The organism is Exiguobacterium sp. s166 (assembly GCF_018618855.1).
In the GTDB taxonomy this organism is placed as follows: Bacteria; Bacillota; Bacilli; order Exiguobacteriales; family Exiguobacteriaceae; genus Exiguobacterium_A.
The window spans coordinates 88,443-104,098 of record NZ_JACSMU010000004.1; the positions used below are offsets into that span (position 1 = coordinate 88,443).

Consider the following 15,656-nt stretch of genomic DNA (forward strand, 5'->3'; position numbering starts at 1 on the left):
CTCTCTTAAGACGGCTGTTTTTGTGTCAGGTGCTGTCCGAGATGAAGCCCGCTCGCAGCGGCTTGCGACAGCGAGTGTGTCACACCGGAGCAATCGCCGATTGCATACAATCCTCGGATATCCGTTTCAAAGACCGGAGACGTCGACAACACCGGGGCATAAAATTTTCCATCCATACCGTACAGTAACGTATCCGGAGAGAGTGGCGTCTCGAGGAGATGTTCAAGTCGTTCCAGAAATTCCAACAAGACCGTGATGTCGGTATCAGGCACTTCCTCGATCAGGTTTCCGGGTGTCGCTTCGAGGGTTGGTCTGACTTCACTTTCAGCGAGAGCATGTGGCTGTGTAGAGTGACCGGCACGCAAATCATCAAGCCGTTGCACGACAATCCGGTCCCTCCCTTGGTTGATGCGTCCGATGACGGAAGCGGCATAGTGATTCGCTTCTCCGAGTGTCGCAAAATAACGCGGTAAAAACAGCGTGAAGTTCAAGTTGGTCGTTCCGGACTCCTGTTCGCGAAAATTCTGACCGTCCGGCATGACGAGACCCTCCTGATGTTTGCGGATGATTCGTCCTTTCGGATTCATGCAGTACGTGACCGCCGTTCCGGCTGCTGACGCATAGGCCAGCTTCGTTTCGAATGTACCCTGTAACAGTGTGCGGAATGCCGTTTCCTCCATCTCAATCCGAATCCCCAGGTCGAGGCGTGTTTTGTTTTGAACGAGTCCAAGCGTCTGCAGTTGTTCCTGCATCCACTCCGTACCGGAACGTCCGGTCGCGAAGACAACACGTTGACTCGAAAATGTCTCGCGTTTAGTCGTAAGCAGAAACCCGTTATGTTGTTTCTCGATCGTTTCGACAAACGTCTCAAAACGAAAGGTAATCTGTTTCTGAAGAACGGCTTCGAGCCGTCTTAAAATACGTTCCGATAATCCGGTCCCGAGATGGCGGACCGTCGTTTCGATTGTTTCAAGACCGGCTGCTTTTGCCCGGGTTGCTAGCACAAAATTTGCCGTCGAATACGATTCGACTTCATCCGCGCCGTAACGACACAAGAGGGCATCGACCTGTTGCATCAGGTGGAGCGTTTTCTCCGTTCCTAGCTTCCCGGCGAGTTCGCCGCCGAATCCGGCAGAATAGTTGTATTTTCCTTCCGATTTTCCGAGTCCGCCAAAACCAAGATAGGTTTCTTGCAGTGTACGTTGGCCAAGCGGTTTTCCGGCATCAATCACTAAGACGGTCTGACCGTGTTCCATCAGTTCATGGGCCAAAAAGATGCCGGCGACGCCGGCACCGATAATCGTCACATCATACATCGTTTGACCAGCTCCTTTTTGTTAGTATACAAAAAAACCGGATTCCTGTTGAGGAATCCGGAACTCGAAAACGATTATTTCCAGTCTGTGATGTCGTTGATTGGTAGACGGACCGATGGGTAACCGGCGTCAACTGCTTTTCCGATTGAAAGGAGCATGACAGGGAGGTAACGGTCTTTATCCATACCGAATGCTTCCGCGATTTGGTCTTTTTCGTAGCCACCAATCGGGTTCGTGTCATAACCGTGTGCACGTGCCACAAGCATCAATTGCATTGAGACGAGACCTGAATCAATCAAGATGCTGTCCCGAAGTGTATCTGTATCTTCCGGGCTGTAGAAGCCTTTGATGGCAGGGACTTGGCGGTCACGGACTTCTAGCGGCATCAAGCCTTTTTCAACAGCCATATCATAGATTGTATCGATGCTGTCGACTGCATTCATATCACCAAAGACCGCGATGACAGCAGATGATGTCTCGACTTGGACTTGATTGAATTTAGCGAGTGGAGCAAGCGTCGCTTTTCCTTCTGCACTGTCGATGACAAGGAAACGCCATGGTTGCATGTTGACAGAAGACGGAGCAAGTGTTGCTTCTTCAAGGATTTGTGTCATTTCTTCTTTTGAAATCTTGACGTTTGTGTCGTAGTTGCGGATTGAGCGGCGTCCTTTAACGATTTCCATAAAGTCTGTAGTTGTTTGAGTTGTCATAGTAATAATCTCCCTTTTTGTTTGTTCTCTATTTTTGGTTAGTACGGGTACTACTTATTTCCAGTCTGCGATGTCGTTGATCGGCAGGCGAACCGACGGGTATCCTGTGTCGACTGCTTTTCCGATTGATAACAGCATAACTGGTACGTAACGGTCTTTTTCCATGCCAAACGCTTCAGCGATTTGATCTTTTTCGTAACCGCCGATTGGGTTCGTGTCGTAACCATGCGCCCGGGCAACGAGCATTAATTGCATCGAGACGAGACCTGAGTCGATCAAGATGCTGTCTTTGAGTGCGCTGGCCGGTACGCTTTCGTACATACCTTGAATCGCCGGTACTTGACGATCGCGGACTTCTTGCGGCATGAGTCCTTGTGCGACTGCTGTATCGTAGATATTTTCAAGTTGATCAATCGCCTTCATGTCACCGAAAACTGCGATGACAGCAGATGATGATTCAACTTGAACCTGGTTGAACTTAGCGAGTGGAGCAAGCGTCGCTTTCCCTTCTGCACTGTCGATGACGAGGAAACGCCATGGCTGCATGTTGACAGAAGACGGAGCGAGTGTCGCTTCTTCAAGGATCTGTGTCATTTCTTCTTTTGAAATCTTGACGTTTGTGTCGTAGTTACGGATCGAGCGGCGTCCTTTAACGATTTCCATGAAATCAGTCGTAGTTTGTGTAGTCATTTGAAAGTCTCCTTTTTAGTTAACGGTTGTTTTAGGTAAGGTGAGGGCATTTGTTTCAATACGTTGGATCATCTGTGCCAGCTGGTGTTGTTCGTCTGCCGTGAATCCTTCAAGCAGCTGTTCGAGGAATTCATCTTTTTGCTGACGTAACCGGGTAATCCGGGTCGCACCTTCTGGCGTCAGTGAAACGAGAATGACGCGGTTATCTGTTGCAGAACGGACCCGTTCAATCATCCCGTTCGTTTCGAGATGTTTTAAGTGTCGTGTTACCGCTGCATTATCAACGTTAACCCGTTGTTGCAACTCTTTTTGACTAATGGTCGCATCGACCTCGAGTTGGGCTAATAGGTCCATCCGGGTTTGGCTGAAGCCGTCCGTACAGAGGTCAAATTTTTGAGCAATCGTCTTATTGACAGAGACGAGTGCATAAATCAGTCGTCCTTTTTCAGTACAGGAAATACTCAAGTTCATCACATCCTTCCCTTCGTTCGGAAAATCCTTGACGTATCAAAGATTGATATGTAAACGAATATAACGTGTCTACTTTCATGACGCAACTAATATGCTTCATTCACAAAAAAAGATACCATTTCCTGTGAAATGGTATCGAGTCAGACGACTTAACTGATTTTTTGTTGTTTCCGGGGAATCGTTCCGGCATCAATCGCAGCAATCATCCGGCGGAAATGCCCCAACCAAAATTGAAGGAACGGGCCGATCAGGAAAATCGATAAGATCGTTCCGAAGAACACGGGTCCTCCGAGCAGCCAACCGATGCCGCAAGCGGTGATTTCCATGAATGTCCGCATCATCCGGATGGACGTACCGAACCGTTCAGCGAGCGTCAGTGTCAGTCCGTCCCGCGGCCCGGCACCGTACCCGACAGCAACATACAGCCCCGCTCCCATCCCGATGATGAAGATGCCGGCAATCAGCCAAAGCGTGTTCTGCCACAGGGAAGAAAATGAGGGCAGGAGACCTGAACCAAGAACAAGATTCATGAACACCCCGACGAAAATCGCGTTGACGAGTGTGCCGACCTGGGGTGTGATCCGGTCGAGCAAGTATTTGACGAACACCAATAACAATCCGACAAGAAGGATGATTGTCCCAACGGAAAACGGTGTTTTATTTTGAAGACCAAGGTGAAGAACGTCCCAGGTCGAGACGCCGAGTTGTGCCGTGATCATCATCGATGAACCGACAGCGAGTAAAAAAAGGCCAAATAAAAATAATGCCCATTTCAGGACAGAACGTAACAGCCAAGACGTGTGAATGGTCTGCTTCATGAATGGAAGACACCTCGTTTCAAAATCAAATTGATTCATTAACTGTACCATGTTTGATGGAGGAAACTAAAGGAAATCCGATATTTTCCATCCTGAGATGGAGGGAATCCGTCCTGCTTATCCGTATACTGATAAAAAAGGAGGTCAGTCGATGCGAAAAATCCGCCATTTGATCCGTTTTACATATCTTGAAGCCATCTGTTGTGTGTTCCCGGTCGCGATTTTCTTGGCGCTTGCGACATCCCGCTATCTACCGGCGGAACCGATTGCCCGTTATGATTTGCTCTTGATCTGGTGTCTCCTCGTTCAAATCGTTTTACTTATCACGCGTTATGAATCAAAGGAAGAGTTTAAATTGATTTTAATTTTCCATGCGATTGGACTTGGACTTGAGCTGTTTAAAGTCCAGGTCGGATCCTGGAGTTATCCGGAAGATGCCTTCAGCAAAGTATTTGGTGTTCCGCTTTATGCCGGCTTCATGTATGCGAGTGTCGCTAGTTACATCTGCCAGGCATTTCGCCGTTTTGATCTCCGCATTACACAGTTTCCCCGGCCGCTGTTTGCTTTAGCGACTGGTCTGCTCGTGTACGCTAACTTTTTTACCCATCATTGGTTGTTTGATTTTCGTTGGATTTTGATGGGGATTGTCGCTCTCATCTTTTATAAGTCCTGGGTCTATTTTCGTCTGGATGAGACTGTCTACCGGATGCCGCTCGTTCTTTCGTTTGGTCTGATTGCCTGGTTTATCTGGCTGGCGGAAAATATCGTGACCTTTTTTAAGGGTTGGGTGTATCCGAATCAGCAGGATGGATGGGAGCTGGTCGACTTCGGGAAATTATCGTCCTGGTTTTTACTTGTCATCATCACGATTTTGATTGTTTCCGTCGAAAAATACCGGCTCGGTGATCCGTCAATCGAAATCAAATCATAACCTTATCAAAAAAATAACCCGGTCTTTTTTTGACCAACCTACACGAAAGTCCCTTGCTATAGTTGAAAAAAAGCAAAGGGGTTGTTGAAGATGATGCAACAGATCGTGGAACGGGCGAAGACGTTAGTCGCCGGTAAAATGAAAGTAGTCGAAACGGTGGAAGAATGGGACCTCCTGCTCGAGGAAATCCGGGGAATCGATGAATGGGTGCAGATGTCGCGTTACTATACACCTTCTGAAAAGTTGGACTTCACGTGGAGCAATCCAGAAGAAGACATATCAATCAAGCAACCTGTCGTTCCTCCTGTACAAATCACTCCTGTCATCGAACAACGTTACGCCTATACGTTCGTCCGTGAATTAAAAGGTGGTTCTTTACGGGAATGGCCGAACAGTCACATCTCGGAAACAGAGATCCGGCAATGGAATCTCGAACATGGAATGGAAATCCGGGTCCAAGTCGTACATCAGGACGTACGCCGGACGACACTTGAAGTGATGGCTGTTGTCGCGACTGACCGGATGAAGCCACTGTCGGAACGAATCGTTTTTGAAAAATGTATCGTTAAAAACCACGGTATCATTGAATCGACGGTCGAAGGACCATTAAAGGATGAGACGGGTAAGTCTTTTTATTACGCCACACCGGTTGAAGACATGCGCTTTTTCCATCTGAAAGAAGGACAGCTCGTCGATCTCGTCATGTGGAAAGGTCGTCCGGAAACACTGACGATTGCCTGGAAATATGCGTTCCAATATCAAGAGCCGACGGTACAACTGTTGGAGACGTCAAACAATTCAACAGCACCAGTGCCACCATCAGTTGAAACAGCCAACGCCAGATCCATCGTCAAAAAGTCGGGACGCTATCTGAAGCAAATGAAACGAAAGCCGAAATTGAAACAAGAACGGAAAACGCGCCGGATTCGTGAAAAGAAATCCCAACCGTTGACACCACTCGTCACGACGTCCGTACCGGGGCAGCCCATCGACTTCGTGGATAAAAAACCACTTGATTTTGCACCGTTTGAAGGCATGCGGCTAGTCATCGTCGGCAATGAACAGCAAGCACCGGTCTACCGGACGTTTTTCGAAAAAACAGGAATCGAGCTGATTCATCTGTCGGGTGATGCCCAATCTGCGAAAAAGATTGCCAGTCTCGCGAAAAAGACCGATGCCATCGTCGTCGTCACAAGCCGGGTGTCCCATGCCGCTTCTGCACACGTCATCGCGCAGGCGAAGAAACATGATATTCCGTTTGCGATGGAACGGCTCGACGGACGACGTTCTTTGTATACGGCATGCCAGCGCCAACTTGAAAAAGCACGCTTAAATCAGTTAAAAACAGGAAAATCCTGAAAAAAGGTGAAACTCCTCTCTTCATGAGCCGTAAATAGAGATAGAACTTATTTTGAGGAGGATCATATTCATGTCATCACAATTAAAAAAATCAGCAAAGGAAGCATTAAGCGGTCGTTGGGGCTTTACGGTCTTGATGTTTTTATTATTCGCAATTCTGCAAGTCATTCCGGAACTACTGTCGTCTGATTATGACGAACCTTTCCAGACGATTGACTTCCTCGGATTGATTGCAACGATCTTATTACTCCCACTTGGTGCAGGATGGGTCTGGTTCTCACTTTCTATCGCACGGGGAGAACAAACAAAAATCAGTGATTTATTTGAGCCCTATAAATATTTCATAAAAGTTGTCCTGCTTTCAATCGTCCAATTTGTATTCTTGTTCCTATGGGCATTGTTATTGGTTGTACCGGCCATTATCAAATCATTTTCGTATATGTTGACTTACTACATTTTGCGGGATGAACCTTCGATTGGTGTATTGGAAGCAATCACCCGGTCACGTCAAATGATGGATGGACACAAAATGGAAGCTTTCCTGTTGATTCTATCGTTCATCGGCTGGTTTTTCCTTGGATTGATTACGATCGGAATCGGATTCTTGTGGATTATTCCTTACGTCAGCGTCACGCTTGCAAAATTCTATGATCGGATCCGCGGCAAAGAAGCACCCGTCGAACAATCGACGTTTGTTGCCCCATATTAAGACGAGGAGGATGAGAGCTTAGCTCTCGTCCTTTTTTTGAATATCTTTTTAATTCCGATTGGAAAACAAGGTTTAATGGTTGCTTTACTCTGCTAAAAAGTGTACGATAATTCCAATAATTCTTATCAAGAGAAGTCGAGGGAATGGCCCGAAGACACTTCAGCAACCCCGCGAGCAGCGGAAGGTGCTACTTCCTAAAGGAATCTTTTCCTTTACAGATAAGAGCAGACATGATTAATCCGTCGCTCTTTTCGATTTTCGAGAAGAGCGATTTTTTTTATAAGGGGGACATAACGGATGGAGTATGGATTTTGGTTACCGATTTTTGGCGGATGGTTACGAAATGTTGAAGACGAACAGATGCCGGCGACGTTCGATTATGCGAAACAGGTCGCGCAAACGGCAGAACAAATTGGTTTTTCAACGACACTGATTGCGGAGTTGAACCTAAATGACATCAAAGGGCTTGAAGCACCAAGTCTTGAAGCCTGGACGACGGCAGCGGCGATTGCCGCGACGACGGAACGACTGGAAATCATGACAGCGGTCCGTCCGGGTTTCCATAATCCGGCGACGACCGCGAAGATGGCAGCAAACATCGATCAACTTAGCAACGGGCGCTTTACGTTAAACGTCGTCTCTGCCTGGTGGGAAGAAGAAGCGCGGCAATACAACGGGATCTTCACAGCTCACGACGAACGCTACGCGCGGACGGAAGAGTTTGTCACGATCATGAAAGGATTATGGGCAGATGCTTCGCCGTACAGCTTCGACGGGAACTACTATACGCTCGAGAAGACGCAACTGCATCCGAAGCCGGTTCAACGACCGGGCATCAAGTTGTACGCAGGCGGGGAAAGTGAAGCCGGCAAACAAACCATTGTCAATCATTGTGACGCTTATGTCATGCACGGCGGAACAGTGGAAGAAGTGTCCGTTAAGATTGAGGATATGAAGGCGCGCCGACAAGCGACAGGGCAACCGCCGCTTGAAAGTTTTGGATTGGCTGCTTATATCATCTGCCGCGATACGGAAGAAGAGGCTATTCAAGAATGGCAACGAATTACGGACGTCAAGGAAGACAGTGCCGGATACGCCGGGTACGACGACTTCGTCAGCAAATCACAACTCGAACAGCAGGTAAAACGGAACGATTATTCGGTCTCGAACCGCGGACTCCGTCCTGATTTGATTGGAACACCGGAACAGATTGCGGAACGGATTCTTGCGTTTGAGCAGGTGGGTGTCTCCTTATTATTACTTCAATTTTCACCACAACTGGAAGAAATGGAACGCTTCGCGCGCGACGTCATGCCGCTTGTCGAAGAAAAACGAAAGGTAGGTCAAACCAAATGACAAAAATTCATATCTTACACGAAAACCAGGAATGGACGGACCATTTAATTAAACGACTCGAGGAACTGGAGTTGCCGTATGAACAGTGGCATCTCGATGAAGGACAGGTCCCGCTTGATGAAGTCCCGCCAGAAGGCGTCTTCTACAGCCGGATGAGTGCGTCGTCGCATACGCGCGGGCACCGCTACGCCCCGGAACTGACGGAAGGGGTACTCGCGTGGCTAGAGGAACACGACCGGACTGTCTTTAACGGAACCCGTGCCTTACGTCTTGAAGTGAGTAAAATCAATCAGTATACGGCCCTTCGAAAAGCCGGTATCCGGGTTCCGAAAACGACAGCTGCCGTCGGGCGTGATCAAATCGTCGAAGCGGCGAAAAAAATCGGCGTGTCCTCGTTTATCACGAAACACAACCGTGCCGGAAAAGGACTCGGCGTTCAGTTGTTCCATTCGATCGAAGCACTTGAGACATATCTTGATGGACCAACGTTTGATGAACCGGTCGACGGGATCACACTGATTCAAGAATATATCCAGGCACCGGAACCGTACATCACGCGCTGTGAGTTCGTCGGCGGGAAGTTTGTTTATGCTGTCCAGGTCGACACGTCAGAAGGATTTGAACTGTGCCCGGCAGATGCCTGTGTCATTGACGACTTGTTCTGCCCGGTCGGTGAAGAGGCCCCACAAACACCGATGAAGTTTAAAGTCGTCGACGGATTTAATGATCCGATCATTCAAAAGTATGAAGCCTTCCTGCAAGCGAACCAGATCGCGGTCGCCGGCATCGAGTTCATCAAGGATGCGGGTGGAACAATCTATACGTATGACGTCAATACGAATACGAATTACAATTCAGACGCGGAAGCAGCTGCCGGTAAGTTCGGCATGCTCGAACTGGCGAAGTTCCTCGGTGCGGCTCTCGAACGTCAGACTGTAAAATAATCATCACGGACCGATTAAAATAAGCCAAATACCCTGCATGTGTGTAGTCTGAAGTTAGAACTGCACACATCAGGGTATTTTTCAGTAAAAGGAGGTGTTGGGATGGTAACGTGGCATGAAGAAAAGAGACTGGATGTTCCAATCGAGGAAGCCTGGCATATCTTTGATCACGATCGGTTACAACGCCTGATTCCAGGTGTCGTCCAGCACGATGTGATCGAACGGAAACCGGGTGTCGTCGGTTCGACATACCGGCAAACGTATATGCAGGGGAATCGCCTCGAGACATATATCGTGACGGATCTTGCCTATACAAATCAACCGGATTTCAAACAAAATACGATTGGATTTACGCTTGCCAAAATCTTTAAACTCGAGATGACCTTTACGTTGAAGCGGCTCGACGAAAAAAGTTGTCAGCTGATTTATACCGGGAAAAACGAAGGGGCGAATTTCGTCGGACGAAGCCTGCTGTCGCTTGGCGGCGAACGGGAAACGGAAAAAATCGTGCAAGGGTTACTCCGTCGTGTGGAAGAAGAGGCAAGTCAAATGCGTACATGATCAATAAAGGCATCTACTCGACTGGAGCAGATGCCTTTCGTTTGGTTTTACAAAAAAGAGTATGTCTTATCCTAAAGCTGTTAAAATTTTTGCGACTTGTCGATCGGCGGTCATCTCCGAAAGTAGCATCCATCTCACTCCGGTCAGAACTTGGTCTCCCTCCGGGCGCTCTGGATCATATCCCAAAATCGGTTCGCGTGAATCGATCTGTCTGACTAAAAAGCAGATCTCTTGTCCGTTTGCGTGAGTTTCTGAGTAAAGAGGTTTGATGATGCGGATGGCGAGATTCACTTCCTCTTGCACCTCCCGAATGACCGCTTGTTCGAAGGTTTCATGTTCCTCGAGACCCCCTCCGGGTAATGTCCAGAAACTTCAATCGTTTGTCTCAAGACGAAGCATCAAAATCCGACCGTTCTCAATTAAGGCTGCACAGGAACGATGGCGCAACGTTTTTCCTCCTCTGATGGGCATGATATCTGCAGTCTACAAAAAAGAGACCTCATCCGCTAGGACAGGTCTCTCGTTTCATTACTTAGTTCGTTGCATACAACGTTGATAATTGTTGTTGGACAGAGTCATTGTTGAGGTATTCATCATACGTCGTTTCTTTGTCGACGATACCGTTTGGTGTCAATTCGATGATCCGGTTTGCAATCGTTTCAACGAACTGATGGTCATGCGAACTGAAGAGCATCGCGCCTTTGTAAGCGATCAAACCATCGTTAAGTGCCGTGATCGATTCGAGATCCAAGTGGTTCGTCGGATCGTCGAGGACAAGAACGTTTGAGCCGCTGAGCATCGCTTTTGATAACATACAACGGACTTTTTCTCCCCCGGATAAGACAGACGCTTTTTTCATGACTTCTTCACCGGAGAAGAGCATCCGGCCGAGGAAACCACGGAGGAACGTATCGCTCTCGTCAGCCGGCGAATACTGGCGCAACCAATCGAGAATCGTTTTGTCCGAACCTTCGAAGAAAGCGGAGTTATCTTTTGGCAGATACGATTGTGACGTCGTGACGCCCCATTTGAATGTTCCGCTGTCCGCTTCCATCTCACCCATCAGAATTTTGAAGAGTGTCGTGATCGCGATGTCATTTTGGCTGATAAAGACGGCTTTATCCGTTTTGTTTAACGAGAAACGGACATTATCAAGGACTTTGACACCATCGATTGTTTTCGAAATGCCGTCGACGATCAACAGATCGTTTCCGATTTCACGTTCCGGTGTGAAGCCGACGAACGGATAACGGCGTGACGACGGACGGATGTCGTCGAGTGTAATTTTATCAAGCAACTTTTTCCGTGATGTCGCCTGTTTCGCTTTGGAAGCGTTCGAGCTGAAACGGGCGATGAAGGCTTGAAGTTCTTTGATTTTTTCTTCTTTTTTCTTGTTTTGATCGCCTGCCATACGTGAAGCGAGCTGACTTGACTCATACCAGAAATCATAGTTTCCGATATACAGTTGGATTTTCCCGTAATCGAGATCGGCCATATGCGTACACACGTTGTTGAGGAAGTGACGGTCGTGGGAAATGACGATGACCGTATTTTCAAACCCGATCAAGAACTCTTCAAGCCATTTAACGGCTTTCAGATCAAGACCATTGGTAGGCTCATCGAGCAACAGAATGTCTGGTTTACCGAACAAGGCTTGGGCAAGCAATACTTTAACTTTCTCTCCGCCCGTCAGTTCAGCCATTGTTTTCGTATGCAGGTTTTCTTTAATACCAAGACCTTGTAAAAGCATTGCCGCTTCCGACTCTGCTTCCCATCCGTTCATTTCTGCGAACTCACCTTCGAGCTCGGCAGCACGCATGCCGTCTTCGTCCGAGAAGTTTTCTTTCATATAGATAGCATCTTTTTCTTTCATGACTTCATAAAGGCGCTTATGACCCATCATGACCGTTTCGATGACTTGGAACTCTTCATATTCATAGTGGTTCTGGCGAAGGACACCAAGGCGTTCGCCAGGCGTGATGATGACGTCTCCTTGTTGTGCTTCGATATCACCTGCAAGAATTTTAAGGAATGTTGATTTACCGGCACCGTTTGCACCGATGAGACCGTAGCAGTTGCCCGGTGTGAACTTGATGTTGACGTCTTCGAATAATTTACGGTCCGCAAAGCGGAGACCGACGTTTTGTACTGTAATCATATAGAGATGAACCCTCGTTTCTAGTGTGTGATGTGCTGTTACGAGTGTACCACAAAATGATACGCTTCGTTTCAAGGACAAAGTTCTTTACATCTTAGACCGGATTGCGCAATTTAGCAACCATGCTTTTAAACAAAATGAAACATTTTCCAATCTGAAGCGTAAGAGTAGTTAGAACATTCATGAAGGAGGAGGACGGCGTGGCAACACTTTTCACGTTATTATTTTTTGCACTGATCGTCTTGCTGGCCATTGAACTGTATAAGTATATTCAGGATAAAATTGATAAAGGAGACTCAAAATGAGAGAAATCAAACCAAAAAAACGTATCAGGCCGTCGATGATCATCGCAGGTGTGATTGTCGTCGCACTTCTTGCGATGACACCATTTATCGTCGAACAAATCGAACCGGGACAGGTCGGTGTCGTCTATAAACCGTCAAGCGGTGTCCAGGACGAGACACTCTCTCAAGGTTGGCATATCGTTTCGCCAATCACACGCGTCACCGAGTATCCGATCCGGACACAGACGAAATCACTCGACAATATGACACTGGCGACAAAAGACGGGAAAAATATCGTTGTCGACTTTACGTACAGTTTTTCGGTTTCACCTGACCAGGTGACAGAAGTCTTTAATAAATTTGGTCCGATTGAAATTGATGAGATTGCAGCCGGTTACTTAAAACAACGTCTTTATGATGCGTCACGCGAACAGATTTCGAAAGTTACCGTTCTCGAGTTATTCGGGGAACAGTCCGGAAACGTCTCGACGAGTATTCAGACACAGTTTGCCGAAGACGTCAAAAAGATTGGATTTATCATCGAGGACGTCGCACTCGGAGCACCTAAACCGGATGCGAAAACACAGGAAGCGATTGATGCGCGGGTGAAAGCCTCACAAGAACTCGATAAAAAGAAGACGGATCTTGCGATTGCGAAAGCAGAAGCAGAACGTCTGCGGGTAGAAGCGAAAGGGGCAGCGGATGCCCGACTCATTGAAGCGCAGGGTCTTGCGAAAGCGCAAAAAGAATTACAAAAAACATTAACGGAAGAAATGATTCAGTATGAAGCCGTCAAGAAGTGGGACGGGAAATCACCACTCGTCAGCGGATCGGACAGTATGGTCCAATTGCCGATTCCAGATCAGCAAACAACAACAGAAGAAAAGTAAATCCATTTGGTTTGATAACGCGTATCTATCGTCTGGAGAAACCATATAGACCATGAAAAAAGCAGATTCTCACATCGAGAATCTGCTTTCGTTATACCGTCTTATTTACTTGACTGTGCAAATCGTTCAGCAATGGCCACAACGACTTCCGTTGCCTTCACCATATTGTCGACAGAGATGAACTCGAACTTCCCGTGGTAGTTTTCGCCACCTGTGAAGATGTTTGGTGTCGGGAGTCCCATGTACGACAGTTGCGAACCGTCCGTCCCGCCACGGATTGGTTTGATAATAGGTGTGATACCACGTGACTCCATCGCCGCATGCGCGATATCAACGATTTCCATATGCGGTTCGATTTTTTCACGCATGTTGTAATATTGATCATTTAGTTTGATTTCAACGCTTCCTGCGCCATATTTCTTGTTCCATTCTTCGACCAAAGCCGTCAGGAAGTGTTTCCGGGCTTCGAACTTAGTCCGGTCAAAATCACGGATGATGTACTGGGCCGTTGTTTTTTCGACCGAACCTTCAAACGAAATCAAGTGGTAGAATCCTTCGAAACCGTCTGTAAATTCAGGTGCTTCATCACCCGGTAACCGGTTCTGAAAAGCCATCGCATGTTTTTGCGAGTTGACCATCTTGTCTTTCGCCGTCCCTGGGTGGACGTTTGTTCCGTGGAAGACGATTTCGGCAGCAGCTGCGTTGAAACTTTCATATTCAAGTTCACCGAGCGGACCACCGTCAACCGTATAAGCGAATTTCGCATCAAAAGCAGCGACGTCAAAATGATGCGGACCACGTCCGATTTCTTCATCCGGTGTGAAGGCGACACGAATCCGGCCATGTTTGATTTCAGGGTGCGTGAGGAGATGATGCATCGCGGTCATGATTTCGGCGATTCCGGCCTTATTGTCTGCGCCGAGCAATGTCGTGCCATCTGTTGTCATCAACGTATGCCCGACGTAGTTTTTAAGTGCAGGAAAATCCTTTGGTGACAGGATGACAGGAATGGTTGGGTTAAGCACCAGGTCTTCTCCATCATATCCTTCGACGATTTGCGGATTGACGTTTGTACCCGTGAAATCAGTCGCCGTATCCAAGTGGGCTAAAAATCCGATTGTCGGAATGTCCGCATCGGTATTGGCAGGAAGGGTCGCCATGACATATCCGTTTTCATCGACGGTCACATCACTCATGCCAATTTCCTTCAGTTCGTCAACAAGAAGACGAGCGAGCGTCCATTGCCCGTCTGTTGTCGGAACGGTCGTACTTGCGTAGTCAGACTGTGTATCGATTTTCGCATATGTAGTCAAACGACGAATCAAATCATGTTTCAAAGAAAAAACGTCCTTTCTGAGTTAAGGTAGCTTCATCATAGCACGAAGTAGGAATGTTAGAGTATTCTGAAACAGGATAAGCTGATTTGAAAAAAAAGGGGGATTTTTTATGAAAGCCTATGTGGTAGAACAGTATGGAAAAGACGCTGCACTAACAGAAAAAGACGTCACACTCGAACAAATGGGGAACTATGATTTGAAGATTAAAGTGGAAGGTACGAGCCTGAATCCACTGGACACAAAAATGTTTTTTGGTCATGTGGCGGCAGCTCCTGCAACTGGAATTCTCCAGGGCGATGTTACGGGGACAATCATTGAAATCGGAGAGAGTGTGACGTCTTTTTCTATCGGCGATCACGTCATCGCCTTTGGCGGTGGACTCGGCAACCGGTCCGGGGCACTGGCGGAGCAGATGCTGGTTCCTGAACAGATGGCTGTACTCAGACCGGAGAATCTGGACATTGCTGTAGCAGGTTGTCTGCCGGTCATCAGTCTGACAGCGATGGAAGTGTTGAAGGAACGGGCAGCTGTTCATCAGGGGATGCACTTATATGTAGCAGGTGGAACGGGTGGAGTCGGACACCTTGTCGGACAACTGGCTAAACATTATGGATGTGACGTGACAGCGAGTGCTTCAAATGATGAGAAAGCAACGTGGTTAGAACAACACGGTATTCGTCCGCACCGGTACCGGGATGAATCAGCTGAACAATTATTAGCGCGTCTAGGTCATGATGGATTCGATGTCATCGTTGATACCGTCGGCGGAGATCATTTGCAGGAGTCGTTCATCCTTGCGAAGGAGCGCGGAAAAATTATTTCCATCGCCACCCGAACGACACAGGATTTGACACCGATGCACAGTAAAGCACTGACGCTCGAAGCCGTCTTTGTTGCTCTTCCATTACTGAAAGGGAAAAAGGAAGAAATGGTACGTCAACAGCAGCATCTGGCGGAAGTCGCACAACTCGTCGCGGATGGAGTCATCGATCTTGTCATCCAAGAGCAGGTGCCGCGTCAGCTTGATGCATTGAATGCGGCCTATCAAACCTTTGATCAGCGGTCACATTTCGGAAAGATAAGTGTCCTTTAAAGGGAAGCTCATTTTCCTAAGAATAATGA

15 protein-coding genes, 1 pseudogene and 1 riboswitch are annotated in these 15,656 nt (G+C 47.6%); of the genes and pseudogenes, 8 read left to right on the forward strand and 8 right to left on the reverse strand.

What is annotated here, in order from left to right; all coding sequences use genetic code 11:
• Positions 1-5: 5 nt before the first annotated feature.
• The 5 genes from KNP93_RS10605 to KNP93_RS10625 form a co-directional block, all read right to left on the reverse strand.
• Positions 6-1,316 carry an NAD(P)/FAD-dependent oxidoreductase gene (locus KNP93_RS10605; RefSeq protein ID WP_214855226.1) on the reverse strand — a complete coding sequence of 437 codons (1,311 nt, stop codon included), beginning with the start codon at positions 1,314-1,316 and terminating at the stop codon, positions 6-8.
• Between the two features lie 74 nt (positions 1,317-1,390).
• On the reverse strand, positions 1,391-2,026 hold the full coding sequence (locus KNP93_RS10610; RefSeq protein ID WP_131503572.1) for a nitroreductase family protein: 636 nt from the start codon (positions 2,024-2,026) through the stop codon (positions 1,391-1,393).
• Positions 2,027-2,080: 54 nt separating this feature from the next.
• The gene (locus KNP93_RS10615; RefSeq protein WP_131503571.1) at positions 2,081-2,716 is read right to left on the reverse strand and encodes a nitroreductase family protein; all 636 of its coding nucleotides are present in this window, start codon (positions 2,714-2,716) and stop codon (positions 2,081-2,083) included.
• 15 nt (positions 2,717-2,731) lie between these two features.
• Positions 2,732-3,187: a MarR family winged helix-turn-helix transcriptional regulator gene (locus KNP93_RS10620; RefSeq protein ID WP_131503570.1), complete on the reverse strand. Its 456-nt coding sequence runs from the start codon at positions 3,185-3,187 to the stop codon at positions 2,732-2,734.
• Between the two features lie 149 nt (positions 3,188-3,336).
• The gene (locus KNP93_RS10625; protein ID WP_131503569.1) at positions 3,337-4,005 is read right to left on the reverse strand and encodes a YczE/YyaS/YitT family protein; all 669 of its coding nucleotides are present in this window, start codon (positions 4,003-4,005) and stop codon (positions 3,337-3,339) included.
• A gap of 151 nt (positions 4,006-4,156) precedes the next feature.
• Here KNP93_RS10625 and KNP93_RS10630 point away from each other — a divergent pair, with 151 nt between their 5' ends.
• From KNP93_RS10630 to KNP93_RS10655, 6 genes are all read left to right on the forward strand, one after another.
• Positions 4,157-4,936 carry a DUF817 domain-containing protein gene (locus KNP93_RS10630; protein WP_131973536.1) on the forward strand — a complete coding sequence of 260 codons (780 nt, stop codon included), beginning with the start codon at positions 4,157-4,159 and terminating at the stop codon, positions 4,934-4,936.
• Positions 4,937-5,026: 90 nt separating this feature from the next.
• Positions 5,027-6,295, forward strand: coding sequence for a DUF2325 domain-containing protein (locus KNP93_RS10635; RefSeq protein ID WP_214855229.1), 1,269 nt, complete (start codon positions 5,027-5,029; stop codon positions 6,293-6,295).
• 70 nt (positions 6,296-6,365) lie between these two features.
• Complete coding sequence (locus tag KNP93_RS10640) at positions 6,366-7,004, forward strand: DUF975 family protein (RefSeq protein ID WP_214855232.1); 639 nt, start codon at positions 6,366-6,368, stop codon at positions 7,002-7,004.
• Positions 7,005-7,123: 119 nt separating this feature from the next.
• Positions 7,124-7,229: riboswitch (SAM riboswitch) on the forward strand.
• A 72-nt stretch (positions 7,230-7,301) separates the two neighbouring features.
• A complete protein-coding gene (locus KNP93_RS10645; protein WP_131973533.1) occupies positions 7,302-8,360 on the forward strand; it encodes an LLM class flavin-dependent oxidoreductase in 1,059 nt (352 codons plus the stop codon).
• Positions 8,357-9,304, forward strand: a complete 948-nt coding sequence (locus KNP93_RS10650) for an ATP-grasp domain-containing protein (protein ID WP_214855235.1) — start codon at positions 8,357-8,359, stop codon at positions 9,302-9,304. The genes KNP93_RS10645 and KNP93_RS10650 overlap by 4 nt, the downstream gene beginning before the upstream one ends.
• Positions 9,305-9,406: 102 nt before the next feature.
• Positions 9,407-9,865 (forward strand): SRPBCC family protein, encoded by a 459-nt coding sequence (locus KNP93_RS10655; RefSeq protein WP_214855238.1) that lies wholly within the window; start codon positions 9,407-9,409, stop codon positions 9,863-9,865.
• Between the two features lie 66 nt (positions 9,866-9,931).
• Here the strand turns inward: KNP93_RS10655 and KNP93_RS10660 are convergent.
• Positions 9,932-10,219 (reverse strand): annotated as a pseudogene (locus KNP93_RS10660) (NUDIX hydrolase); the annotation flags it as partial.
• 178 nt (positions 10,220-10,397) lie between these two features.
• Positions 10,398-12,023: an ABC-F family ATP-binding cassette domain-containing protein gene (locus KNP93_RS10665; RefSeq protein ID WP_214855240.1), complete on the reverse strand. Its 1,626-nt coding sequence runs from the start codon at positions 12,021-12,023 to the stop codon at positions 10,398-10,400.
• A gap of 301 nt (positions 12,024-12,324) precedes the next feature.
• Here KNP93_RS10665 and KNP93_RS10670 point away from each other — a divergent pair, with 301 nt between their 5' ends.
• Positions 12,325-13,197, forward strand: a complete 873-nt coding sequence (locus KNP93_RS10670) for a prohibitin family protein (RefSeq protein ID WP_214855242.1) — start codon at positions 12,325-12,327, stop codon at positions 13,195-13,197.
• A gap of 101 nt (positions 13,198-13,298) precedes the next feature.
• Here the strand turns inward: KNP93_RS10670 and pepT are convergent, their stop codons facing one another.
• Positions 13,299-14,534, reverse strand: coding sequence for a peptidase T (gene pepT, locus KNP93_RS10675; protein ID WP_131503560.1), 1,236 nt, complete (start codon positions 14,532-14,534; stop codon positions 13,299-13,301).
• A 109-nt stretch (positions 14,535-14,643) separates the two neighbouring features.
• On the opposite strand from pepT, the gene KNP93_RS10680 reads away from it, so the two are divergent.
• Positions 14,644-15,627: a zinc-binding dehydrogenase gene (locus tag KNP93_RS10680; RefSeq protein ID WP_214855244.1), complete on the forward strand. Its 984-nt coding sequence runs from the start codon at positions 14,644-14,646 to the stop codon at positions 15,625-15,627.
• Positions 15,628-15,656 lie beyond the last annotated feature (29 nt).

Coding starts and splice junctions, on each gene's coding strand:
- KNP93_RS10650 (WP_214855235.1), top strand. CDS start 8,357: ATGACAAAAATTCATATCTTACACGAAAACCAGGAATGGACGGACCAT.
- KNP93_RS10645 (WP_131973533.1), top strand. CDS start 7,302: ATGGAGTATGGATTTTGGTTACCGATTTTTGGCGGATGGTTACGAAAT.
- KNP93_RS10610 (WP_131503572.1), bottom strand. CDS start 2,026: ATGACAACTCAAACAACTACAGACTTTATGGAAATCGTTAAAGGACGC.
- KNP93_RS10640 (WP_214855232.1), top strand. CDS start 6,366: ATGTCATCACAATTAAAAAAATCAGCAAAGGAAGCATTAAGCGGTCGT.
- KNP93_RS10635 (WP_214855229.1), top strand. CDS start 5,027: ATGATGCAACAGATCGTGGAACGGGCGAAGACGTTAGTCGCCGGTAAA.
- KNP93_RS10630 (WP_131973536.1), top strand. CDS start 4,157: ATGCGAAAAATCCGCCATTTGATCCGTTTTACATATCTTGAAGCCATC.
- KNP93_RS10615 (WP_131503571.1), bottom strand. CDS start 2,716: ATGACTACACAAACTACGACTGATTTCATGGAAATCGTTAAAGGACGC.
- KNP93_RS10605 (WP_214855226.1), bottom strand. CDS start 1,316: ATGTATGATGTGACGATTATCGGTGCCGGCGTCGCCGGCATCTTTTTG.
- KNP93_RS10680 (WP_214855244.1), top strand. CDS start 14,644: ATGAAAGCCTATGTGGTAGAACAGTATGGAAAAGACGCTGCACTAACA.
- KNP93_RS10625 (WP_131503569.1), bottom strand. CDS start 4,005: ATGAAGCAGACCATTCACACGTCTTGGCTGTTACGTTCTGTCCTGAAA.
- KNP93_RS10620 (WP_131503570.1), bottom strand. CDS start 3,187: ATGAACTTGAGTATTTCCTGTACTGAAAAAGGACGACTGATTTATGCA.
- KNP93_RS10655 (WP_214855238.1), top strand. CDS start 9,407: ATGGTAACGTGGCATGAAGAAAAGAGACTGGATGTTCCAATCGAGGAA.
- KNP93_RS10665 (WP_214855240.1), bottom strand. CDS start 12,023: ATGATTACAGTACAAAACGTCGGTCTCCGCTTTGCGGACCGTAAATTA.
- KNP93_RS10670 (WP_214855242.1), top strand. CDS start 12,325: ATGAGAGAAATCAAACCAAAAAAACGTATCAGGCCGTCGATGATCATC.